This is a genomic window from Leptolyngbya sp. PL-A3 (assembly GCF_039962325.1).
In the GTDB taxonomy this organism is placed as follows: domain Bacteria; phylum Cyanobacteriota; class Cyanobacteriia; order Elainellales; family Elainellaceae; genus Vacuolonema.
Window position 1 is genome coordinate 26,205 of record NZ_JAMPLB010000035.1, and the last position, 21,843, is coordinate 48,047.

The window sequence follows — 21,843 nt, forward strand, 5'->3', positions numbered from 1 at the left end:
TTAACAGTGGGCACATAGCCCGGATGCTTGACTAGGGGCATATTTTAGCCCGTCTAAACCGCTTAGCTCAAATCCATAACCAAATGGCTTCCGACATTTCAACAGCAGGATGGCAACAGCGAGTTGCAATTATTCAAGGGGACATTACACGGCAGGATGTAGATGCGATCGTCAATGCTGCCAATGAATCACTGTTAGGGGGTGGCGGAGTAGATGGAGCCATTCACCGCGCTGCTGGGCCTCAATTGTTAGAGGAATGCCGGAAATTAGGAGGTTGCCAAACAGGGCAAGCAAAAATTACCAAAGGGTATAACCTTTTGGCCAACTGGGTCATCCATACCGTCGGCCCTATCTGGCATGGAGGGAAGTATCACGAAGCTGAGTTATTAGCCCGTTGCTATCGCAGCAGTCTTGATCTGGCTGTGAAGCATTCGATCCAGACCATTGCCTTTCCAGCTATCAGCACAGGCGTCTATGGTTTTCCACTGGAGCAGGCAACTCAAATCGCCGTTCACGAGGTCAAAGAGTTCTTGAACCAAGATGTAACCATCCAGCAGGTACGGTTTGTGTGTTTTGGGGAGGCAACCTACGCCTGCTATGAGAGCGTGCTTACTTGACCAGTGCGTCCTTATAAAGGCTATCACCTCTGGTCCCAGCTCGGTGGGCGACGCGTTATAGGTCAGCATTGAAATGCCACAAGTCTTTTCCTCCTCGCACTGTGAAGCCTACAGGACAGGGAAGAGGTCTATTTTACGTGTTGTTCAGGCAGTATCACGGCTCGATCTACTGGGGGTCTGGGTCAGTTATCCTTCACCTTCAGTTGATAAATCCGTGTGGATTTGTGCTGCGTCACCATCCGCCAATAGAAACCATTTGGAGGGGGGGCCATGCGATCGCCGCATCGATACCCCAAAATGATGTGACCATTTCGGTAGAGTCGTTGCAACTTCTGTCGCAGGTCGTCTTGAGGCAGCACCCAAAATAGATGAGATACTCCAGCACAGCCAGACTTGTAAATGCTTAACGATACCCATTCCATAATGGGTTGGATTTCCGCTCCCGATAGACCACTGTTCTCCTGACCGTAGCTATGGAGTTGGAAGGTTGTTAGCTCGCTTCTGGATGCGGTTGTTACTTTCTCAGGAAGCCAGGAAGCAGCGACCTGTTGGATGCGTTGTAGGTGGCCCATCGTAAATACAGAAAGGTAAAGCTACCTTAAAGTACCCAAGGTTGAACGGACGATAGCAATAACCTCAGGTTACCTAGCAACGTTACTCCGCATCACACATTGAATGGATTGCATAACCTGTTGACGCAAACGCGCCTCCTGAAGCCGATCAGCAACCTGCCGTGCCCGATCGCCCTGCCCAAATTGGGCGTATTGCAACGCGATCGCTTCTAACAAGCTACCCCGATCATCGGTCCTATCGAGAATCGTTAAGCCATCTACCCCAAACCGATCGACCTGTGATTCCTCGCCAGGAATGGTTTGAGCGAACTGGAATGCTTGAGCGAGAATGGGGAGTGCTGCATTAACCTGCTGTAAATCGCCATAGCGTTGAGCGATCGCCAATAATAGCTGAGTTTTATGGCTTGGCTCGACGAGTTGATCGACAACGGGCAGTGCCAAGTCAAAGCGATTTTGCTGTACTAAAGCTGTCGCACTGGTCTGTAAGCGTGATTCGCGAGCGTCTGAGTTGGGGGTAGCTTGCGCGAGTTGCAGAGCGCCGACATATTGTTGCGCATCCATAAATACAGCAAACGGCTGATCAACAGGCCCACCCAATGTCGGGTTTATTATCGACTCATCTAACTGACTGACCTGTTGCAGGAGTTGACGCATCAGGTCATTCTGCCCAGTTTGCGAATACACAACTGCAAGCGCAGTAAGAGCGCTGGGCTTGGCTCGAGGACCCTCCGTCAAATCTTCGGGAAATTGGCGTTGGTAGGCTGCGGTGAGAGAATCTACACTCTGTAACGTCTGCTGTAGCAAATCATTGGCCCAACTGGTTTGGCCTGCTTGATGGGCTTTGAGGGCGATCGCCGCTAATAATCGAACCCGCAAAACTGGACGGTTGTCGAGAGGAAGTTGTTGTGCCCATTGAGCCGCTTGAGTGTATTGACCCGTGGCTGCATAAGCGGTTGCGATTTCGACCACTTGCGCATCTTGAGGACCGTAATCAATGGCGGCAATGCGGTTCCATTCTTTGCCAACCCATTCAAACTGCTGAGTGGCGATCGCTACTTGAAGCATATCTTGTAAGTGAAAGCGTTGTTCCGAGGAGTCCGGAACCGTTTCAACATAGCTCAACTGTTCGGACAGCCACGATTCAACCACATCATGCTGCCCAGCCTGGCTAAAGGCAACCAGCACAGACTTGGTTACCTCTTGCCGCGATGACCTTAACGCTGTTTGTGTTAGTTGCAGAGCTTCGTCGCGTTGTCCCAATTGCAAGTAAGTTTCGACCAAATTTCTATAGGTAAATTCCGGATTGGGCAGCCCGTTTGCCGATTCTGCCAGTTGTCTTGCCTGACTGACCCATTGCTCAGCTTTAGCAGGTTGATTGATGTTGTAGTAAGCGATCGCCAGTGCCTCAAATGCCTGAATCCGTTGAGTTATAGCGGGAATTGATTGCGCTGATGCTTCTGCTTGGGTGAAATGGCCATCCGTTCGCCAGATAATCATTCCTTCAACAATTCCTCGTAAGGCGATTGATTGAATTTCGTATTGATCGGGCAAACGGTCTGCAATTGCTTGGGCATTTGTGAAGTAGCCAATTTGAGCGTAGGTGGTTGCCATACGCTGAAGGATGAACCACTTAAGCGGTTCAGATGTATTGGGTGGAATTTGCTCAACCGCTCCTCCAACTTGAGTGAGAACGACCAGCGCCGATGTTGTGTCGTCCATCAGAGCGTATGCTTCTGCAACATCGATCAAAGCACTTGCGGTAAAAACTTCACCACGAATGGATGTTGCCGCCTGACGTGCTTGTTCTAGTGCTTGTCTGGCTTGCTGATTTTCGCCTGGATCTAAGGTGATGGAGTAACGGGCGATCGCGGCTAATGAGCGAGTTTTGACGTAGCTATAGGCTGGCGTAAGTTGATTTGCAGTTTGGGAAAACTGCCCTAAGGTTGCTTGAAGTTGAGCCGATTGAGCTTGTTGATCAAGGTTCTGCGTTAACCGCTGCCATCGTGTGGTGGGATAACCTTCATTGGCATCTAACAACCATTGCTGTAAAAAGTCTGCTTGAAGGCGCGGATTTTGTAACTGAGCGGCGATCGCCAATGCTGCTTGTAACGATTGCAGAGCTTCTTCTGAATGCGATTGCTCAAGCGCAGAACGAGCCTGCTCTGATGCCATCCCCAGGCGGTTTTGTATGGGCAGGTTGAGATCACAGGTTGCTACAACTACTGGAGTTTGAGCCAGTGCAGAATAAGCAGGATTGAGAGTATTTTCTAGTGTGGTGATTACCAATACACTTAACAGGAGAGCTGAGTGAATAGAACGAATCATGTTTGATAATTTATTTTGAATGGTTCATTTCTTCTGGGAACAATTTCACAGAAAATAAAATACAGCGCTGAAAATTGTAATTCTGCTTGCAGGAATTGGACTTTTCTACATTAATCAATTGACGTGAATCAATTGAACGAGGAGGAGACACTTCCTGAGCTGGTTTTTCGCCCGATCGCTTCCCTTTCACATATCACCGGGTAATCGCTGCATTCCTATCAGCGCGATCGCCATCAACAGCGAGGGAAGATTCCAGAAAACTGCCAGGTCTAACAAAGCTCCAGCAATCACTCGACCTCCTGCATGAATCGATTTCTGAAAGCGTGAATCGTTGCGCGACTGCACCGCACGATGATTCACGCAGGAGGTCTACTACACTGTGTCCATGTTTTGATGTATAAATGCCTGACCTTGTGTAAGGCCAGGCATTTGGGTATATATAGCTGGGGTCTTTATAGGTTCGTCCCCGTGGTATTTATAAGCGCTCTCATCAGTTTTAGTATTGCTCACATACGCTTGTGTCCGCTTCTACCAGGAGTAGGAATACTAGGAACCGAAAGAGGGAGCCCTAGTCTGGATACAGCGCTTCACGCAGACGACGCTCCAAGAAGCGACGTTCACTCTCATTTGTAACCAGTTCCAATGCCCGTGTATAACTCTGCGTCGCTTCTGTGAATGCTCCAACGCGCCGCAATAAATCCGCACGGGTAGCATGGAATAGATGATAGCTGTCGAGTTCAGTGGCAAGTCTATCAATCAGTCCAAGTGCTACCTGAGGACTATCGGCCATCGCGATCGCCACTGCCCGGTTGAGCGACACGATCGGTGATGGTTGCAAACGTTCCAGCACACCATAAAGCTGCGCAATCTGTGCCCAGTCTGTTTCTTCGGCTCGTGTAGCCTGACAATGGAGTGCTGCGATCGCCGCTTGCAGGGCATAAACTCCCGTTCCACCCCGTAATGCCTCTTCCACCAGTGGCAACGCCTCGGCAATTTGTTGGTGATGCCAACGACTCCGGTCTTGATCCTCAAGCAGAATTAGGTTGCCTGCCTCATCCAGACGCGCATCGCGTCGCGAGTCATGGAGTAACATCAACGCCACCAGTGCGGTCGCTTCTGGAGGAGGCTGGGGCGACATCAACTGCCTCAGCAGTTGCCCCAGCCGGATTGCCTCAGTGCACAGGTCTGCTCTGACGATCGTCTCGCCTTTAGTCGCCGCATAGCCTTCATTAAAAATGAGATAAATCACCGTTAGCACTGCGTTTATTCGAGAAGCGAGATCGGTTGCATCTGGCATTTTGTAAGGAATTCCTGCATCTCGAATCTTGCGTTTGGCACGCACCAGCCGTTGTGCCATCGTCGCTGTAGGTACGAGAAATGCGCGGGCAATTTCGTCTGTTTCCAGTCCACCTAGCATTCGCAGGGTCAGAGCAACCTGTGCTTCGGTTGCCAGGGCCGGGTGACAGCAGGTAAAGATTAGCCGTAGTCGATCGTCTGGAATTTCATCAGAGTCGTAAGTGGGCTCCTCGCTCGACGGAATTAAACCGGATGCAGCGTACCACTCTAGTTTTTCGTTGAGTCGCGTGCGTCGTCGAAGGCGATCGATCGCTTTGTAGCGAGCTGTGCGGATAATCCAGGCGCGAGGAAGATCGGGAACACCGCTGGTCTCCCACTGATTGACTGCTGCTGCAAACGCCTCCTGTGCCGCTTCCTCTGCAATATCAAAATCTCCCACTAGTCGAATCAGGATGGCGACAATCCGCCCCCATTCGGCCCGATAAACTGAAGCAATCGCCTGAGTTACATCTGATTTTGAGGTTGAAGCCATACCTGACATAAAAAGACATCAAAAAATTTTGACAAGGTGTCGATTTGAGCGATTGTTGTTCGATTCACTTACAAAGGAAGCAAAGTTCAATCGTACCGAATGAGAAATTTTTTGGCGAGGTGTCGATTTGAGCGATTGTTGTTCGATTCACTTGCAAAGGAGGCAACCCAATGAAATACATGCTGCTGATTTACATGGAAGAAAATGCTCTGAGCGAAATTGAGCGGGAGCATTGCTATGCAGAATCGGCCCAACTCGCCCAGGAACTCAACGTAAAGGGCCAATATCTGGCGACTGCTCCCCTCCATCCTGTTGCGACAGCAACCAGTGTCCGGGTACGTGAGGGCAAATCATTGGTGACCGATGGCCCATTTGCTGAGACCCGTGAACAATTGGGCGGTTTCTTCCTTATTGATGCTCAGGATCTGGATGAAGCGATCGCGATCGCCGCGCAGATTCCAGGTGCCCGAGTTGGCACGGTCGAGATTCGCCCTGTGCTTGAAGTTGCAGGTTTGCCAAAAGGCTAGTGTTCGCTAGTTCCAGCTTGCCTGATTTTGCCAACCGTCCCAATCCAACTATTAGAACCTTCAATCCACAAATTGAACAAGGAGATACTTCAATGCGATTTATGTTGCTCATGATTCCCAGAGGCTACGAGAATGCAGCTCCAGGAGCGATGCCGGATGCCAAAGCGGTTGAAGCCATGATGAAATATAACGAATCCCTTCAACAGGCGGGTGTACTCATTACCCTCGAAGGGCTTCACCCACCCTCAATGGGCGCACGGGTGACCTTCAGTGAGGGAAAGCCAGAAGTGACTGAGGGAGTTTCCTCAGACGTGAAGGAGGTGCTTGGTGGCTACTGGATGATTCAAGTGAACTCGAAAGAGGAAGCCATTGAGTGGGCTTCTCGCTGTCCGGCCTCAGGCAATGAGACGATCGAAGTCCGTCAAGTACAGGAATTTGAAGACTTTCCTGAAGATGTTCAGGAAGCCAGTGCTGAGTTTACAGAGTCATTTTCTAACACAGCAACAGAAAATACTCACACAACCCATGAAGCTCAAATTCACCAGCTAATTACCGACCAACAGCATGCTATTTGCACAAAGGACGTGGATCAAATCATGTCTCGCTATGCTGATGGGGCTATCCTCTTTGACGTCAAACCGCCATTCCAAACCAAAGGGAAAGAAGCAATTCGCCAATTATGGAAGGACTGTTTGCCTTACTTCCCAGACTCTTTTGGGATGGAAACACGAGATCTTACGGTTACTGTCAATGGTGATTTAGCAGCTGCGCACTGGCTATTCCATTTCACAGGAGAAGAAGACCATCCTGCGATGCAAATGTGGATGCGCGCTACGACTGTTTGTCAGAGACACCAGAGCGAATGGCAGATCTTACATGAACATATCTCGGTGCCATTTAGTCCAGAAAATTCTCAAGCGGTCCTTACTCTCAATCCATAACGAAATCCACTAGACGAATCAAAGGAGCAGTCATGAAAATCAATCCGTATCTGATGTTCAATGGTAACTGCGAGGCAGCGTTTAAGTTCTATCAGCAATGTCTCGGTGGCAAGATCACGATGATGATGACGCACAAGGAAGCACCCTCGGCAGAAAATGTATCACCTGAATGGCATGACAAAATTATGCATGCTTGCCTTGATTTGGGCGATCGCTTGTTAATGGGGTCTGACTGCCCACCCGGATATTTTGAAACCTCTCAAGGCTTCTACGTACAGATTAGCGTTACCGAGCCAGCCAAAGCCGAAGCTATTTTTTACGCCTTAGCAGAAAACGGCAAAGTGACGATGCCGATCGCTCAAACCTTTTGGTCTGCCCGTTTTGGCATGTTGATTGACCAGTTCGGTACACCATGGATGGTCAACTGTGAGCAGGTGGTCTGAATCTTCTAATCACCCTTCAACTTACTTGCAGTTTTTCACAGATCGTTCTACAACACACAACGCCGAGAGAAACCATGGGTACTCAAATTTTTGTCAATCTACCTGTTAAAAATCTCAAGCAATCGATCGAGTTTTTTACACAACTTGGCTTTCAGTTCAATCCTCAATTTACTGATGAAACTGCCGCCTGCATGATTGTCTCTGAAAACATCTTCGTGATGCTTTTGACCCACGAGAAGTTCAAGACGTTCACCCCAAACGCGATTTGTGATGCCACAAAAAGTACTGAAGTGCTGACGTGCTTGTCTGTTGAGAGCCGAGTAAAAGTGGATGAAATGATTCGTGCAGCAATTGCCGCTGGTGGTACAACTTACAACGAACCTCAAGACCACGGGTTCATGTATGGGCACGGGTTTCAAGATTTAGATGGCCACATTTGGGAACTGGTATACATGGAAGCTGATGCAATCGATCAGGCTGAATCTGCCCAGGAAAAGGTAGAGGTGTAAACGACATCAAAACTTCGAATATAGTGCTACACGCTCAGAAGCAGACAGATTATGTTTGAAAAGCCGTGCTGAGTGCGGCTTTTCAAACATAACTGTCCTAAATTGTGGAGATTCATCATTGACTGATAGCGCTTTTCAAACGCTTAAAATCTGGTTGTTTTTGTGAGAGCCGCGCTCCGCGCGGCTCTCACAAAAACAACCTGTAAAAAAGTGGCACTGTGCGAAGTACAGTGCCACTTTTTATCTTGGTTTTGAAATAGGGTTGAGTTTTGNATATAGTGCTACACGCTCAGAAGCAGACAGATTATGTTTGAAAAGCCGTGCTGAGTGCGGCTTTTCAAACATAACTGTCCTAAATTGTGGAGATTCATCATTGACTGATAGCGCTTTTCAAACGCTTAAAATCTGGTTGTTTTTGTGAGAGCCGCGCTCCGCGCGGCTCTCACAAAAACAACCGTGGCTGATTCAAGCGCAAAGCGCTGTAAGCAATCTATTGTGCGCATCTTGATGATGACTTTTCTATTCATCATCCACTCTGTAAATACATACCATTGCTCCTACACGAGCTTGTGAGGAAGAAGATGCCTTCTCCCTCTACAGTCCATAGTATTCATGGAATCTAAGTTTCTCGATTAGCGCTTCGCTAGAGGGAAAGATAAAGAATTCTTGCCCCAGGGGTTTTGCTTTTCGATGCAATTCGATTGCATCAATGAGTGGGTAAAACATGATCGGAATCCATCTGCCACTGTAGAAACAGACAACTACCAAATGAGCTGCGTATTCCTCGGATGGGAGAGGATTATGCCAGGAAGAAATCACACGTTGATAACCTTTTTTTAAGTGAAAGATTAATTATTTCTCTCACAGTACCTATCCTTGTGCACGAAAAGATACCCCTTTAGATAGAAAAACAGACCGTCTTTGTAATTCTAGGGAGCACCCTAGAATCGACCTCAGTTTGGGTTAAGGACATTTTCGAGTGCCGCGCGTTGCGCGGCACTCGAAAACGCTCATTTTGGCGTGTGCAAAGCGCACGCCAAAATGAGCACTTCAGCTTATCCCGAACTGAGGTTAGAATTAGGGAACGTACTAAACTTTAAAGTTTTTAGGCTGAGTTCCTTACTAACCCTGCTAAATTGGGCGATCGCATCATTAGGATATTAAATGTCGCAATGGAAGCAATATAGGGAATGCTAAACCTAGATACCTTAAGGGTTTTTCTCCGCCGTCATTAGATGGCGGTTTTTATTAACATTTGAAACAGATGGATTCTACCTTTAGAGGGATGCCATAAGAGGAGATTATCACGCTAGGCAAATCCTCATAAATAGCTACGCTGCTCTGAAGCAACTTCTTTCTAGGGCTATCTCGAATAGGACTTACGCCGGCTATAAAGGTTGGATGAGGGTAGCGATCGCAGCAATGAGTTGATCCAAATCTACAGGCTTTGCCATATAAGCTGAGTATCCGGCAGCTAAAACCTCTTGTTGAATGGTTCTAGTCACAAATCCAGTAATCGCGATCGCAGGTAAATATTGCCAATACTTTTTTGTACCCGTGCGTAAGCGGCGCAGTAGTTCACACCCATCCATATCGGGAAGGACAATTTCGCAAAGCAGCCCATGAAAATGGCTTTCATCTAAAGCTCTCAAAGCTTCTGTGGCAGAAGAAACAGTTACGACCGATGCACCTGCTGTTTCAAGGGCAAATGTGAATAGTTCAGATGTGTCGACATACTGGTCAACAACCAACAATCGACAGGGAGATAGCTTTGCCATTCATTATCTTCCAACTGCTAGAGCGTCCACAAACGGTATTTTTTAAGTTAATCCATCGATTAAATAAGGCCTACTTCTATTATTGAAAGAAGCCAGATTAGACGTGCGACGACAATATGATCAAATAAGTTCCCGAATAAATTCAGAAAATTAGATGTATCTTAAACGACGATTTCACTATACTAAATTTTGCAAAGCAGAATTCGAAAAATATAAATAAAATATGAAGTAGATGGTATAAATCAATGTGGTTATGTTTTTTTGTATTCCTAAAACTTCGCTGGGTTAGAGCGTTTCCGGGCCATTCGTGTCAGCCTTATCTGAGTCCCACTACAGGATGGAGCGGGTATTGCTAGTGATTGCTAACTTGAGTAGAAGTATTGATGGCTTACTTAATTAGGGTAGGTAGGCAATAGACCTATTGCTAATAGGCTTCTAAATCTTGAAGAGACATACTAAAAAGTTTCTATAGAGAATTTCAATCTGCGCTTATTCTTTCGATACCAAGCGAGATTTTGTATTTAATTATTGACCCTTGTTTCTATAAACGGTAGGTAGGCCAGCATGAGAAAGTTTAACGAGCAAAAAATAGAAGATCCTCCTGTTACGCAAGAACACTCTTCATTCCCTCAAGCACGTTTGGATAAGAAGCCGAATTTTCAATCAACGCTACGTTCGAGATCAGGCTATGAAATTTTAGAAGTATTGTTGGCGATCGCCCTGCTCCTTATCACGGCACATCTAGGTTACAGCTATGTTGCAACAGGGCCATTTTCATTGCCCCATTTTGATAGCAGCAAAGATGCAGCTCGCCTCTAGGCCAGTGATAACGATTGACCAAAAAGGGGAGTGCACAACTGATACCCCTCTCATTGAGTTGGAGCACAGAGAAGGGGTGTAGGACACACCTACAATCCCTCCCCATGTCTGAACCAAATGAGAAATGATGTGGAAGCCGCACTATAGCCCTTTAAAACAAAGCTCAGACCAGTTTTTATAAAAATGAAACCGAGCTCTACCTTTAAGAGGGTATTTAACAGATTACTTGTTGGTAGACTAGACATGTTAAAAATCTGCTACAAACACCCCTCACCGCAGTTGACTCTGCGGTTTTTTGTAATCTGCTTTATATGGAGAATTGGCATCCCCTCAAAAATGCTAGAGGCAGCAGTTCTCTTCTCCACAATCTACTATCGTAACTTGAGGCCAGGTTGACGGTATTTTCGAGGGCTGAGCGTTGCGCAGCACTCGAAAATACCCTTTCAATGTACTCAAAGCATATTCCAGAATAGCGCTTCAGCTTATCCCAAACGGGTACATCCCACTTTTGCAGATTGAAATCCCAGTTTTGTTAATGTGGCGGGCTTCGCCCGCCACATTAACAAAACTGGGATGCACCCATCCCAAACTGAGGTTGCTATAACAAGTCATCTATCTTTAGATAGAGCCAAGATCAAACTTTCAAAGCAATCAAAAACAACATCAAGCTTCTAAGAGCCTATATATAGGTTTCTAGAAATTTGATGTCATTCTCTTGAATCATAATCATCTTCATCAAAGGAAAACTCCTGACCTTGCATGAGTTCTTGCCCCCATCCTAAGGAGATGAGCCAAGACTTCGGAACTGTTTGAAGGGCAGTCAGAAGCTTTTGATTGAGATCATCAATGCGATCGCGAACTTCCAGGCTATCAGCGATAAAAAGAGCCTGATTTGGATCGATATCTTGCTGGGGGCGTTGGGGATGCTCCATAACTGAAGAACACAGCCTCTATCCAGAACCAAAGGGAACTTACTCTTATAATGCACTGTTTAGATTTGTTAAAGTTCTATCACGAGGAGAACCACTTCATCCCTCCCAAGACAGAACTCACAAATCATTGAACCGCTAAATCATATTCTGAACGCACTTGATGAGTAGCAGTGGCTTTTGCATGTCCTAAAATTCCATGACTAATAGCATTTCTCCTGCGATCATTGTGACGGATTCTCTTTACTTGAGCGTTATTCATCTTCTGCTTTGGCTTGCGCAACGTATAAGCCAACTACCAAAGCCTTAACAAAGATTCAAGCTGATTCTGCGTGCGCCTTGTACACGCAAAATCAGCCACCCGGGAGGAGTGGAACTAGCGGACAGGTGCCGCTTCCCTACACATATCTAGCATTCGATGATCGTTCGCACTGATCGTGCGAACTTTATGCAAGTTGTTTAATTCTGCTTTTACTTCACGGGGCTCAGATACCTCGGGAACTACAGCCTCAACCGCCAACTGGCTACCCTCGATATCGCCTGAAAAGCAGGTGAACTCAGACTGTGGCACATAGAATGCACCAATTACTTCGTCATTGTGACGCTCAAACAGAACGTAATCTCGTGCCAGTTGGTTAGGTTGAGGAGAGGTTCCGTAGAGATAAACCCCATCTGACGCTGTGGTCGATCGATCGCCTGACTGTTCCTGAGCTTGTGCCGCAGGTTCTCGCAAGCCCACCGTGATAAGTGATATAGGAAATAGGGCAGCAAGAGCAACGCGGAACCATAGCTGTCGATTTGAAGCAGGTGGAATCATTACTGTTTCTCCTTGCATTACAGTTCGATCACGTTCAAGCGGTCCTTAAGGAATACCAATCGACTACTGGCTCACCTCTAGGGCAGAATCCTACCAATCCTTCTCATTATTTATGGATGAGTTGGAAAGATTGTTTAAACGTGAACAGGTTCCAGACTATCGGCAATTATCCATAAGCCTTTCTTCCATAAGAACTGGATCTTGTATCTAACTTACGAAAGAGACTTGATGCTAAAAAGCTGAATATGGAGTTTTCAGTGGAGTGAATGTTCTACTTAGTAAGCACGACAGCATAGCAGAGAATTGAGATGCTCCCAAAGAGTCCCCTCAGATAGAGCGCTACACAAATTCTCACATTTCACCTCACCCTTTTGGCAGATAGCCAAGCCAAGCAAGCTCTGCCAAAATGAGTACAAATTAGCACCTGATAAAGCCGCTGCTACTTACTGGGCGGCTTTTTCATATTTAAATTTAGAGATAGGGTCTGCATCAAATCCTTGTGGAATTAGATTGCGATCGAGTATGGGGTGGGCAGTTCTCGAAAAGTAGAAATACTCAAGATCTTATCCCCTGAGAAGCTATAACCCCTGCCACACGCTCTCTAAAGCAATGACGGTTTAGCCGTTTGTATGAGAACTTAGCGACAGCCGTATGTTTAGGGCATTAATCAGGCAGTTAGAGTCTGTCGTTACCTACTGCTCTACTACCCCATCCGGTAAACAATCGCCCAGAACATCAGGACAGCAGAATCAGTTGGGCAGTTATGGGCGAAAATCAATTAAACCTAACTGAAACTATTCCTAGCAATGACTGCAATTCAAACGAAACCAACATTACTGAACGCCACTCTGCAATCTACCCCGATCGAAAACCGCACTGCCCAGGTAGCCTGGACAATTTTTCGAGTGGTGGTGGGCTTACTGATGATCCATAACGGATTTAGCAAATTGGCAGACGTGCAGGGTTTTGCGAGCGGGGTTGTAAGTTTTATTGGCTTACCCTACCCAGTTTTCCTGACCTATTGTGCTGCCTATGCTGAGATTGTAAGTTCGATTCTGCTGGCAGTTGGATTATTCACTCGGCTAAATGCCCTGGTACTGCTATTTACCATGCTAATTGCGATATTCTTTCATCTCAAAAAAGACGGCTGGCAGGTTCCTCCGTTGGAAACGGCTTCCCTCTACGCCCTGTGGTTTAGCTTCTTCCTGACTAATGGTGGTGGTTTATTCTCCCTCGATACGGCGATCGCAGCTTGGTTAAGAAAACCCTCATCTCCCTAAGGTAATCGACGGAGAAGAGCCACCGTTTCTCGTGTAGCTGCTACCATGCCTTCTGGATGTGTTGTAGCTTTAGGGCTCTTCGCCCAGTTATAACAAGTAAGGTTAAATGCACACAACAAAAAGCAAGGTGACGCTTTGCGTCACCTTGCTTTTTGTTGTGTGCATTTAACAATCTTCAACTGCGGCGATCGCTCATTCTACATTCATTACTGCCTATAGATCCGCTTGAATAAAACAGTGGACAACCGGCAGTACTTCCCAAGCTATAAGGGCTCTCATAGCCTTCAGGTAGACGAGTAACTTGGTCTAGAATGGCGAGCGCCGCAATATTCATCAGACATCCCTGAGTGGCCTGGACAGCCCCAGGTAGACGTTTAATTTCTGCCCCATCATCTGGGTAGCAGCTTTTAAGGAGGCCTACTTTGGTACGCTACTTAACGTCAGTTCGGGATAAGCCGAACCGCCCATCATTGCGTGCGCGACCGCACGCAATGATAGGCTTTTTCGAGTGCCGCGCTTCGCGCGGCACTCGAAAAAGCCCTTAACCCGAACTGAGGTTACTTAGAGAGGTTGAATCTCTGATGTATCGGCATACTGATCAACGACCAGCAAGCGACAGGAAAATATCTGTGTCATTGCTTTCCAAGCGTTACAGCTTCTGTGTGCTATAGCTCTCCAGCTAATCTGTCGACCAAACGAAGCATACTTTTGATATTGGAAAAACACACATTAAATAAAGGACGATAACAACCCAAAATAAGTTCCCTCATCGCCACGAAGAAATATGAACATATTAATTAGCTAACTTAACAATACTAAACCATACGAAAAAATACAAATAAAATATTTAGACAGAACAACAAGTAGTACATATACGTATTTTATTTTGAATCCTTCAAATAAACTTTGTGTGTTAGATCACATCCAGATCATTCACACCAAATTTATCTATCTCTTCCTAAGGAATGAGCACAGATGCGGTTAATGCTGATTAGCCTGAATACAGCATCGATAGCTTCATTCATTAAGATGCGTAGACAATAAAAAAATGTCGCCAATTAGCTCCTGAATTTTTAGAAAGGTGACAAGATATCTTTTTTTGCACAATTCTCAATCCGTTATTTCCATCAGGTGGGATGCCATATATAGGCATTAACATCTTGTTTTTTTAGATGATGGGTATCCCAGCATGAATGAGTTCAAGGGACAAAAGTTAGAAGGCCCGCCTGTTGTAGAAGACATCCGGCATCTTCGAATCTATTCAGGTAAGAAACCGAATTCCCAATCAATGGTACGGTCTGCTTCAGGTTACGAAATTTTAGAGAAATTGTTGGCGATCGCCCTTATTCTCATAATGGGCTACTTAGGTTATAGCTACATTGCAGCAGGGTCATTTTCACCTCCTGATTTTGAGATCAACAGACACTCAGATCAACTCTAAAGCGTAAGACAGTGACCTTCTAAAGGGAGCCAGTCTGCATCGTAACTCTCACAATGCCCGACCACAAGGGTTTTGACAGGCCGTTGATTTTGGTAGGAAAAAGAAGCGATCGCCCGGTGATATAGCGCTGTGAACGTTGATTAAGTACGGTGGTGTGGGGTACTTCGTGTCCCACACCACCGTTGCTGTATTTATAAAGCAGTTCATGAGCATTAGTTCGGACAGTTTTTCTGAAACCCTTGATTTTGCGTGCGCTTCGCGCACGCAAAATCAAGGGTTTCAGAAAAACTGTCCAGAGTATTGATGAGCGGAAGCCTGTATTGTGCAGACAGAATGAGACAGGACAACCCGTACAAAGATCAAGTTGTCCTGTCAATGATATTTCAATCCAAGCTACAGCCCTACCACTCGTCGCATGCAAGCATGAGCCAGCTCATCGTGGATGAGCCGTTGGAGTGGGTTAGGAGTTTGTTAGAGGAACCAGTAAGGGAACTACCTCAGAACCTCTTTCGTCAATTTGCAACGGCGTTGACGTCCCCAGTGTTACAAGTTGGTCGGAAGGATTCAGCATGGTAGACGGGGATAGCGGTTGCAATGGCGTAAAGCCCTGCGATGGATCAAGCAAAGAAGCCGGATTAACTGAGCCAACTAAATCCTCGTAGCTTACGCTGCTCTGAGTCCCTCCCCCCAGTAAGGGATCAGACTCAACGCCTCCTACTAGCCCATCTTCCCCAGTTCCTCCATTTAAGGGATCATCACTGGGGCTTCCCACCAGCAAAGCTGTCGTATTTTCGGTTGGAGCCAGTGCCAGGGTAGCACCATTGCCCGCTGTATCCTGAATCGTGCCACCATTCAGGTTCAGCGCGGAGCCAACCTCAATACCGTCCGTATCTTCATCACCTGCCGCTACGGTATAGCCAAAGACCAACGCGTTAGTGTCGCTGCCAGAGATGTAAGCTGCATCAACGGTCTCTGACCCAACTGTAAGGGATAAACTGGGCGTTCCTGCGGTGGTATCTACTGTAACTGCCTCTGAGAAGGTGAGCGTGAATTCCAATGTCTGGCCTAGACCATAGACACCATCGCTGGGAAGGGCGATCGTTGTCACTTCAGGTGCAACCGCATCCACCAGAATGCCTGTTGTATCTCCAACATTAGCAATGGCTAGTGTTGCAGAATTGTTTGCGGCATCGGTGATGGTGGCATCGCCCTCCAACTGTAAGTCGGTTCCAACCTGAATGCCATTGGTATCTGTATTACCCTCAGCAACGGTGTACCGGAAGATGTAAGTGTTTGGATCGGTGCCAGGGCCTTGCAGTTCAGCAAATAGCGGTTCGCCCGAATCCAGAGTAATGGGTAGGCGGATAGACCCTGTACCGGGGGTGAGGGTAACCGCTTCACTGAAGGTGACCGCAAAGTCGAGATTCTGTCCAACCCCATAGGTGCCGTTCGTGGGTAATGCGACCGCCGTGATGGTCGGTGCAACGGCATCCACCAAAACACCCGTCGTATCTACGCCAGTTGGAAGGGTCAGTACAGCACTGTTGTTAGCAGCATCACCGACCGTAGCATCCCCTTGCAACTCAAGCGCCGTTCCAACTTCAATACCATTACTATCAACATTTCCTTCAGCAATCGTGTAGCGGAACACGTAGGAGTTGGGGTCTGTACCGGGGCCTTGCAATTCAGCAAAAATAGGTTCGCCTGAATCCAACGTGATGGGCAGGCGAATGGAACCTGTACCCGGTGTTAGGGTAATGGCTTCGTCAAAGGTGACGGTGAAATCAAGATTTTGCCCAACACCATAGGTGCCATTTGTCGGTGGGGTGACAGTTGTAATGGTAGGTGCGACAGCATCCACCAAAATCCCTGTTGTATCTCCAACACTTGGGAATGTGAGCGTCGCAGGAGCACTAGCAGCATCAACAATCGTGGCATTACCACCCAGTTCAATCGCTGTACCTAATTGGATACCTGTGGTGTCAAGGTTGCCTTCTGTAACGGCATAGCTAAAGGTATGCGTTGTTGAAGACGCACCTGTTCCCTGGAGAACCGCAAAAGCAGTATCCCCTGCATCTAATGTAACGGGAATACGTACTGAATCCGCGCCATCTGGGGTAATGGTGACGGGTTCATCAAATGTCACCGTAAATTCTAGTATTTCCTGATTCCCGTAGGTCTCATTGGAAGGCAGCGTGATGCTTGTAATGGTGGCCATGGAAACCTCCTAAAAATTGTAAATGCTACAACCTGAAATGCTTCGTTGATGGCTACTCCTACCCTAGAAAAAAGTGGACAAGGGACTGGAGACAGCTCCGAAGCGACAAAACAGTATGAGCTAGCTACTGTTCTTCTAAAAAACGCCGTGCCAAGCTTGAGGCATTTTGAACACGCCCCAAGGATAAATGGGTCAGGTTTGACCTATGGGTTGCAAAGGCTCAAGGCTTCAGAATTAGCCTGAGATGCAGGACTTAAAGGGATAGAGGAAAAACTTCAACGAATACAGCACTGAAGTTGGACATGGGCCCTCCTGGATAAGCAACGAACGCGTTTAGAAGAACGCTTTGGTTCCCCTAAAGGGTGAACTTTATTCGGAAGAACACAAGAGACAGTTGTAACCGAAAAAATGTAATTTAGAGCGCAATTTTCTTAGCTAAATTCCGGACAGCTACGGAGGACAGCATGAAGCTCCTTAAAAAAGATCACCAAAGGTCTAAGTATCCTTTCAAGAACAAGAAGGATGATGAGACTCGCATTAAGCGAGCTCAAGTAAACTAATCTCATAGTTTCGATTTTGCATAGATCCTATTCATACTTTGGTTTACAACAGGATAAATTTCTTCCAGAAACGCAATGTTGTCCTAAATTAAAATATTTTGCGTATCAATAGAAAAACAAAAAGTTTCAGGTTTGAAAGCTAGTATAAAAGTTGTCACCGAATAAGTCATTTGAATGGCTAATCTGTTTAGGCTTTCAACTATGAAAAAGTTAATCACTCCATAACATCATCTAAATATCAACTGTGAGGGTATTGACTCTCTAAATATTTTTACTTGTGATTTTGGTTGCTTCTATAGCTATATGCAGATAATCAACCTGAGCATTCAGGCTCCTGAGATCATTGGCTGCCCACTTCTCCAACACGGTATATAGCTCCGAATCAATGCGGAGCAGAAATTTCTTGTCGCTTACGTGTACAACGTATCTGTATTGATAATGGGTTGAGTAGAATTCTCCGGCTCAAGAGCGTCTACAACAGCATTCGGATTACCCCGAAGCGATTCAACCTTTGGTATGGAGATTTCCAGTAATGAAATTACCCATAGGATGTTGGTGCTTTGCCCGCTTCGCGGGCAAAGCACCAACATCTTGGGTCAATTCTTGTGCACAAACCTCCTATGTTGGACAGACGAAAAACTGGAAGACTCAGTGGACAGGGCGATCGCCTCAGTATGTAGGGGCGATCGCCTGTCTCGTTTGGCAGCTCACCGGCTTGCGGTTGGTTTCTGACATCCTCTCGTGGCCTTGCTCTTGCCTTAAGCGAGTCGTTAGCATCACTCAGATCTGTTGAACAGTCTGAAGCCAGTAATCATCTAGCTTATAATTTTTGACAACTATTGAGATTTTAAATGAGTAATCTTTTTATTGATATTATCTTGCCCGCTTTGCTGAATGGCACTGTGATTAGCTTAATGGTCGCCATCATAGTGGGAACCATCGTAGGATTTATCGTAGGAATCATCTCCCACTCCCTCAAAAAAAGCATCGCAAAAGCGATCATTGGTGCTTTCTTTGGGACGCTTCTAGTGGCTGTACTGCCCATTTTTTCAAAGCCAGAAATTATGGGAAGTGGTCCCTATGGAGGAATTACTATTGTGCAGATGGCGATCATTCTCGTACCCCTGGGTTCCGTGGGTGGCGCATTGGTGGGAGTGTTGTCCAAGTTGAAGCTGAATCACCCCGAGCATCAGAAAAATTTGCTGCTGTTGTTAGCCGTGAGCTACGTTCTGATTGCATTCATCACTTACGGACGCATTACTCACTACTGCCAGCAACTTCAGCTCTTTCAGCGAATCTTTCCGCCCGAAATTTGTAGGGGTTCAAACTAACCCGCAATAGCAATGGCAAACGCGAACAACGGTGGATTCGGAGCTTAGGAGGTTTCTGCATAAGAATTTACCCAGGATGTTGGTGTTTTGCCCACGAAGCGGGCAAAACACCAACATCCTGGGGGGTAATTTCATTGCTGGAAATCTCCTTATCTATGGTTGAGCGAGGGACAACGCTGTTCTGGCAGCTCACTGCAGTCCCAGAAACACGACCGGCAAACGGAACTGGTTTTGTAGTTAAAGCCATATCTGACACAAAAAACATAAAAAAATTTTGGGAATGTGTCGATTAGGGCAATTCCCGTTCGACTAACTTACAAAGGGGGCAAAGCTCGACCGTGCTGAATAGATTTTTTTTCAGTGAGATGTCGATTTGAGCGATCGCCGTTCGACTTAACCACAAAGGAGGCAGCCGAATGAGATATTTACTACTGATCTATACCTCAAAAACGCTCTGAACAACGCCGAGCGGGAGCATTGCTATATGGAAGCTGCCCAACTCGCTCAGGACTTCTAGACCAAGCGCAATTGATCAGGCTCAATCTACCCAGGACAAGGTAGAGATGTAAACCTCAATAAAACTGCAGATGCAACGTAGCTTGTTGTTCGAATTCAACCATTACACCGTGGAGATTCACCATGTTTCAGAAAACAATTGCACATCCAAGTATTGTTGGAAGAGATGAGTGGCTGACTGCTCGTAAAACACTGCTTGAACATGAGAAAGAGTTGACAAAGCATCGCGATCGCATCAATGCTGAACGACGCAGGCTGCCTATGGTCAAACTTGAAAAGGAATATACCTTTGAAGGATCGAATGGCCCTGTCAAACTGATCGATTTATTTGCAGGACGGACCCAACTCATCATCTACCACTTCATGTTTGCTCCGGAGTGGGAGAAGGGTTGTATGGGCTGTACAGGCTACGTTAATGCCTTGGGTGATCTTTCAAGGTTGAATGAGCGTGACACAACATTTGTACTGATCTACACCTACTCGACTTATGCCCGTGGCGTTGAATCCCTCACTGATACCTACAGTCTTCTCGATGTGACCCCCTATGGGCGGCAAGAGGACTTTGAAGACTCTCCAAGCGGATGGCCGCAACATCCAACGTATGGGTAGAGTGCAGTGCTTTTGACTCAACATCAATGCGATCGCAATCTTCCATCATTCATCATAAGGAGATAAAAAATGGAAACCATCCAAATCGAACAAAGCTCACCCATGCCTGTTCACCCTCAAAAAGAACATCAATGGCTGCAGAAGCTCGTTGGTGAGTGGACTTATGAAACCGAAGCGATGATGGGTCCCGATCAACCTCCCGTAAAATCAACAGGAACCGAGACTGTTCGCTCGATTGGGGAAATCTGGATTCTGGCGGAAGGACAGGGTGAGATGCCTGGATGTGGTCTTGCAACAACGCTGATGACCCTCGGCTACGACCCACAGAAACAACGCTATGTGGGCACATGGGTTGGATCAATGATGACGCATCTTTGGCAATACGATGGGGAGTTAAATGCAGATGAAACCGTGCTAACGCTAAATTCTGAAGGACCTGCTATGACGGGTGACGAGAAACTAGGAAAGTACAAAGACGTGATCGAGTTCAAGAGTGACGATCATCGAATTCTAACTTCCCATATGTTGAGGGATGACGGGCAGTGGCAGCACTTCATGACCGCCCATTATTGGCGCAAGCAATAGGACGTATCGTTCCGTTGATACGACCAAACCTTACACAAAAGCTGAGCCAAAGCATGGCATCCAACATGGCTCGGAATACCTGGTTGTAGTTGAAGATGCGATCGCTCGTTAAGAACAGCAACGGTGGTGTGGGGCATGAAGTGCCCCACACCACCGTACCTAATCGCTTAATTGGCATTTCTGAAGTACCAATTAGGTGTTGGGGAATGACACACTCAAGACGATAAAGGGCTGCCTTGCTTCCACCTGGTCTCAATCAATACTCTGGACAGTTTTTCTGAAACCCTTGATTTTGCGTGCGCGAAGCGCACGCAAAATCAAGGGTTTCAGAAAAACTGTCCGAACTAATGTCAATAATACGCTCATTAAAATTGTTGCGGATTCGGCTTCGTGACACACTGCAGTTGCCCGCACGCGACCGTAAAATTCCTCCCACATGGACATTCATATAGAGAACACCTGAAGAGCTGATTGCCAGCGATCGCACATCGGGCGCATCACCTAAGGCGTATACTAGGCTTCCCGTCCCTCTGCTTGTAGGATCAAGCAGTCAATACTTTTTGATATTGGCATGATTGCCCCAGCGTTTTATATCAGTCTCTACATTCTTAGTGGAGCTTTGGACACCATTGTAAATAAGGCGGCGGCTATGAATGCTGCGATCGTCCGAATATGGTTCCAAAACATCCAGTTCGTCAGATATTTAGACCAAAGCTCTACGCCTTCTTTACTGTTAGGGTTTGCAGCAGCTAACGCGTTATTAAGGGGGACATTGAACACGATTGTCACCCCAAAACAACCGATCAGGTAGAGCAAAGCAGCAATGAGCAAATAAACGGCTATGGGCTGTTGCCAATTGAGTAGCGAAAAGACAATTAAAACTAGACAAACAACACTCGTACCCAAAAACGCAGCCATAAACCAGGGGTTAATCACCGTGATGTTAATGGATTGCATGGTAGCAATTCCCTGAGCGGGTGGTTGCTGAGCCAAAGCTTGCATGACAAAGGTCGAGAAGGCAAAGAACACTCCTGCAATTAACCCACATCCAAGTGCTGCTGTTAGTTTTAGCGGAAAATATAGCTGTGCAAACATGACTATTCCCCCCAATTTTGTCGAGCAAGACTTATTCGAGTGCGTACGAGAATGAGAACATTCTCCACGTGGACTAGCATCAATGTGCCATAGATGTGCCATT

21 protein-coding genes and 2 pseudogenes are annotated in these 21,843 nt (G+C 46.6%); 13 read left to right on the top strand and 10 right to left on the bottom strand.

Going from position 1 to position 21,843, the window contains the following annotated elements:
• The first annotated feature begins 83 nt into the window (after positions 1 to 83).
• A complete protein-coding gene (locus NDI52_RS22420; RefSeq protein WP_190773185.1) occupies positions 84 to 617 on the top strand; it encodes an O-acetyl-ADP-ribose deacetylase in 534 nt (177 codons plus the stop codon).
• Between the two features lie 182 nt (positions 618 to 799).
• On the opposite strand, the gene NDI52_RS22425 is transcribed toward NDI52_RS22420, so the two are convergent.
• The 4 genes from NDI52_RS22425 to NDI52_RS22440 form a co-directional block, all read right to left on the bottom strand.
• Entirely contained in the window at positions 800 to 1,189 is a 390-nt protein-coding gene (locus tag NDI52_RS22425; protein ID WP_190773184.1) for a hypothetical protein, read from the bottom strand.
• Between the two features lie 69 nt (positions 1,190 to 1,258).
• Positions 1,259 to 3,514, bottom strand: coding sequence for a tetratricopeptide repeat protein (locus tag NDI52_RS22430; protein WP_190773183.1), 2,256 nt, complete (start codon positions 3,512 to 3,514; stop codon positions 1,259 to 1,261).
• Positions 3,515 to 3,700: 186 nt separating this feature from the next.
• A complete protein-coding gene (locus NDI52_RS22435; RefSeq protein WP_190773182.1) occupies positions 3,701 to 3,874 on the bottom strand; it encodes a hypothetical protein in 174 nt (57 codons plus the stop codon).
• Positions 3,875 to 4,082: 208 nt separating this feature from the next.
• On the bottom strand, positions 4,083 to 5,342 hold the full coding sequence (locus tag NDI52_RS22440; protein ID WP_190773181.1) for an RNA polymerase sigma factor: 1,260 nt from the start codon (positions 5,340 to 5,342) through the stop codon (positions 4,083 to 4,085).
• A gap of 170 nt (positions 5,343 to 5,512) precedes the next feature.
• Between NDI52_RS22440 and NDI52_RS22445 the strand changes: the two genes are divergently transcribed.
• The 5 genes and pseudogenes from NDI52_RS22445 to NDI52_RS22465 all read left to right on the top strand — a co-directional run bounded on the left by NDI52_RS22445 (position 5,513) and on the right by NDI52_RS22465 (position 7,762).
• Positions 5,513 to 5,869: a YciI family protein gene (locus NDI52_RS22445; protein ID WP_190773180.1), complete on the top strand. Its 357-nt coding sequence runs from the start codon at positions 5,513 to 5,515 to the stop codon at positions 5,867 to 5,869.
• Between the two features lie 92 nt (positions 5,870 to 5,961).
• A pseudogene (locus tag NDI52_RS22450) lies at positions 5,962 to 6,342 on the top strand (YciI family protein); the annotation flags it as partial.
• Between the two features lie 75 nt (positions 6,343 to 6,417).
• A pseudogene (locus tag NDI52_RS22455) lies at positions 6,418 to 6,810 on the top strand (nuclear transport factor 2 family protein); the annotation flags it as partial.
• 32 nt (positions 6,811 to 6,842) lie between these two features.
• Entirely contained in the window at positions 6,843 to 7,253 is a 411-nt protein-coding gene (locus NDI52_RS22460; protein WP_190773178.1) for a VOC family protein, read from the top strand.
• 74 nt (positions 7,254 to 7,327) lie between these two features.
• Entirely contained in the window at positions 7,328 to 7,762 is a 435-nt protein-coding gene (locus tag NDI52_RS22465) for a VOC family protein (protein WP_190773177.1), read from the top strand.
• A gap of 1,388 nt (positions 7,763 to 9,150) precedes the next feature.
• Here the strand turns inward: NDI52_RS22465 and NDI52_RS22470 are convergent.
• Complete coding sequence (locus tag NDI52_RS22470) at positions 9,151 to 9,540, bottom strand: response regulator (protein WP_190789514.1); 390 nt, start codon at positions 9,538 to 9,540, stop codon at positions 9,151 to 9,153.
• A gap of 564 nt (positions 9,541 to 10,104) precedes the next feature.
• On the opposite strand from NDI52_RS22470, the gene NDI52_RS22475 reads away from it, so the two are divergent.
• Positions 10,105 to 10,359: a hypothetical protein gene (locus tag NDI52_RS22475; protein WP_190789513.1), complete on the top strand. Its 255-nt coding sequence runs from the start codon at positions 10,105 to 10,107 to the stop codon at positions 10,357 to 10,359.
• 707 nt (positions 10,360 to 11,066) lie between these two features.
• Here NDI52_RS22475 and NDI52_RS22480 read toward each other — a convergent pair.
• Together NDI52_RS22480 and NDI52_RS22485 are read right to left on the bottom strand one after the other, a co-directional pair.
• Positions 11,067 to 11,291, bottom strand: coding sequence for a hypothetical protein (locus NDI52_RS22480; RefSeq protein ID WP_348256522.1), 225 nt, complete (start codon positions 11,289 to 11,291; stop codon positions 11,067 to 11,069).
• A gap of 373 nt (positions 11,292 to 11,664) precedes the next feature.
• Positions 11,665 to 12,105, bottom strand: coding sequence for a hypothetical protein (locus NDI52_RS22485; RefSeq protein WP_190789566.1), 441 nt, complete (start codon positions 12,103 to 12,105; stop codon positions 11,665 to 11,667).
• A gap of 806 nt (positions 12,106 to 12,911) precedes the next feature.
• On the opposite strand from NDI52_RS22485, the gene NDI52_RS22490 reads away from it, so the two are divergent.
• Positions 12,912 to 13,385: a DoxX family protein gene (locus NDI52_RS22490; RefSeq protein ID WP_190789567.1), complete on the top strand. Its 474-nt coding sequence runs from the start codon at positions 12,912 to 12,914 to the stop codon at positions 13,383 to 13,385.
• Positions 13,386 to 14,574: 1,189 nt separating this feature from the next.
• The gene (locus NDI52_RS22495; protein WP_190789568.1) at positions 14,575 to 14,826 is read left to right on the top strand and encodes a hypothetical protein; all 252 of its coding nucleotides are present in this window, start codon (positions 14,575 to 14,577) and stop codon (positions 14,824 to 14,826) included.
• A 460-nt stretch (positions 14,827 to 15,286) separates the two neighbouring features.
• Here NDI52_RS22495 and NDI52_RS22500 read toward each other — a convergent pair whose 3' ends face one another.
• Positions 15,287 to 17,044 (bottom strand): hypothetical protein, encoded by a 1,758-nt coding sequence (locus tag NDI52_RS22500; RefSeq protein ID WP_190774167.1) that lies wholly within the window; start codon positions 17,042 to 17,044, stop codon positions 15,287 to 15,289.
• Positions 17,045 to 18,136: 1,092 nt separating this feature from the next.
• Here NDI52_RS22500 and NDI52_RS22505 point away from each other — a divergent pair.
• The 4 genes from NDI52_RS22505 (at position 18,137) to NDI52_RS22520 (ending at position 20,645) form a co-directional block, all read left to right on the top strand.
• Positions 18,137 to 18,397: a hypothetical protein gene (locus tag NDI52_RS22505; protein WP_190774166.1), complete on the top strand. Its 261-nt coding sequence runs from the start codon at positions 18,137 to 18,139 to the stop codon at positions 18,395 to 18,397.
• 58 nt (positions 18,398 to 18,455) lie between these two features.
• Positions 18,456 to 18,935, top strand: a complete 480-nt coding sequence (locus NDI52_RS22510) for a hypothetical protein (RefSeq protein ID WP_190774165.1) — start codon at positions 18,456 to 18,458, stop codon at positions 18,933 to 18,935.
• A 639-nt stretch (positions 18,936 to 19,574) separates the two neighbouring features.
• Complete coding sequence (locus NDI52_RS22515; protein ID WP_190774164.1) at positions 19,575 to 20,060, top strand: DUF899 family protein; 486 nt, start codon at positions 19,575 to 19,577, stop codon at positions 20,058 to 20,060.
• 69 nt (positions 20,061 to 20,129) lie between these two features.
• Positions 20,130 to 20,645, top strand: a complete 516-nt coding sequence (locus NDI52_RS22520) for a DUF1579 domain-containing protein (RefSeq protein WP_190774163.1) — start codon at positions 20,130 to 20,132, stop codon at positions 20,643 to 20,645.
• Here the strand turns inward: NDI52_RS22520 and NDI52_RS22525 are convergent.
• Together NDI52_RS22525 and NDI52_RS22530 are read right to left on the bottom strand one after the other, a co-directional pair.
• A complete protein-coding gene (locus NDI52_RS22525; protein ID WP_190774162.1) occupies positions 20,614 to 20,823 on the bottom strand; it encodes a hypothetical protein in 210 nt (69 codons plus the stop codon). The genes NDI52_RS22520 and NDI52_RS22525 overlap by 32 nt on opposite strands.
• A gap of 422 nt (positions 20,824 to 21,245) precedes the next feature.
• Positions 21,246 to 21,740, bottom strand: a complete 495-nt coding sequence (locus tag NDI52_RS22530; protein WP_190774161.1) for an anthrone oxygenase family protein — start codon at positions 21,738 to 21,740, stop codon at positions 21,246 to 21,248.
• Positions 21,741 to 21,843: the final 103 nt, after the last annotated feature.

Bases quoted from the DNA above. Each gene is read 5' to 3' on its own strand.
- NDI52_RS22420 (WP_190773185.1), top strand. From the start codon at position 84: ATGGCTTCCGACATTTCAACAGCAGGATGGCAACAGCGAGTTGCAATT.
- NDI52_RS22425 (WP_190773184.1), bottom strand. From the start codon at position 1,189: ATGGGCCACCTACAACGCATCCAACAGGTCGCTGCTTCCTGGCTTCCT.
- NDI52_RS22430 (WP_190773183.1), bottom strand. From the start codon at position 3,514: ATGATTCGTTCTATTCACTCAGCTCTCCTGTTAAGTGTATTGGTAATC.
- NDI52_RS22440 (WP_190773181.1), bottom strand. From the start codon at position 5,342: ATGGCTTCAACCTCAAAATCAGATGTAACTCAGGCGATTGCTTCAGTT.
- NDI52_RS22445 (WP_190773180.1), top strand. From the start codon at position 5,513: ATGAAATACATGCTGCTGATTTACATGGAAGAAAATGCTCTGAGCGAA.
- NDI52_RS22460 (WP_190773178.1), top strand. From the start codon at position 6,843: ATGAAAATCAATCCGTATCTGATGTTCAATGGTAACTGCGAGGCAGCG.
- NDI52_RS22465 (WP_190773177.1), top strand. From the start codon at position 7,328: ATGGGTACTCAAATTTTTGTCAATCTACCTGTTAAAAATCTCAAGCAA.
- NDI52_RS22470 (WP_190789514.1), bottom strand. From the start codon at position 9,540: ATGGCAAAGCTATCTCCCTGTCGATTGTTGGTTGTTGACCAGTATGTC.
- NDI52_RS22475 (WP_190789513.1), top strand. From the start codon at position 10,105: ATGAGAAAGTTTAACGAGCAAAAAATAGAAGATCCTCCTGTTACGCAA.
- NDI52_RS22480 (WP_348256522.1), bottom strand. From the start codon at position 11,291: ATGGAGCATCCCCAACGCCCCCAGCAAGATATCGATCCAAATCAGGCT.
- NDI52_RS22485 (WP_190789566.1), bottom strand. From the start codon at position 12,105: ATGATTCCACCTGCTTCAAATCGACAGCTATGGTTCCGCGTTGCTCTT.
- NDI52_RS22490 (WP_190789567.1), top strand. From the start codon at position 12,912: ATGACTGCAATTCAAACGAAACCAACATTACTGAACGCCACTCTGCAA.
- NDI52_RS22495 (WP_190789568.1), top strand. From the start codon at position 14,575: ATGAATGAGTTCAAGGGACAAAAGTTAGAAGGCCCGCCTGTTGTAGAA.
- NDI52_RS22500 (WP_190774167.1), bottom strand. From the start codon at position 17,044: ATGGCCACCATTACAAGCATCACGCTGCCTTCCAATGAGACCTACGGG.
- NDI52_RS22505 (WP_190774166.1), top strand. From the start codon at position 18,137: ATGAAATTACCCATAGGATGTTGGTGCTTTGCCCGCTTCGCGGGCAAA.
- NDI52_RS22510 (WP_190774165.1), top strand. From the start codon at position 18,456: ATGAGTAATCTTTTTATTGATATTATCTTGCCCGCTTTGCTGAATGGC.
- NDI52_RS22515 (WP_190774164.1), top strand. From the start codon at position 19,575: ATGTTTCAGAAAACAATTGCACATCCAAGTATTGTTGGAAGAGATGAG.
- NDI52_RS22520 (WP_190774163.1), top strand. From the start codon at position 20,130: ATGGAAACCATCCAAATCGAACAAAGCTCACCCATGCCTGTTCACCCT.
- NDI52_RS22525 (WP_190774162.1), bottom strand. From the start codon at position 20,823: ATGCCAATTAAGCGATTAGGTACGGTGGTGTGGGGCACTTCATGCCCC.
- NDI52_RS22530 (WP_190774161.1), bottom strand. From the start codon at position 21,740: ATGTTTGCACAGCTATATTTTCCGCTAAAACTAACAGCAGCACTTGGA.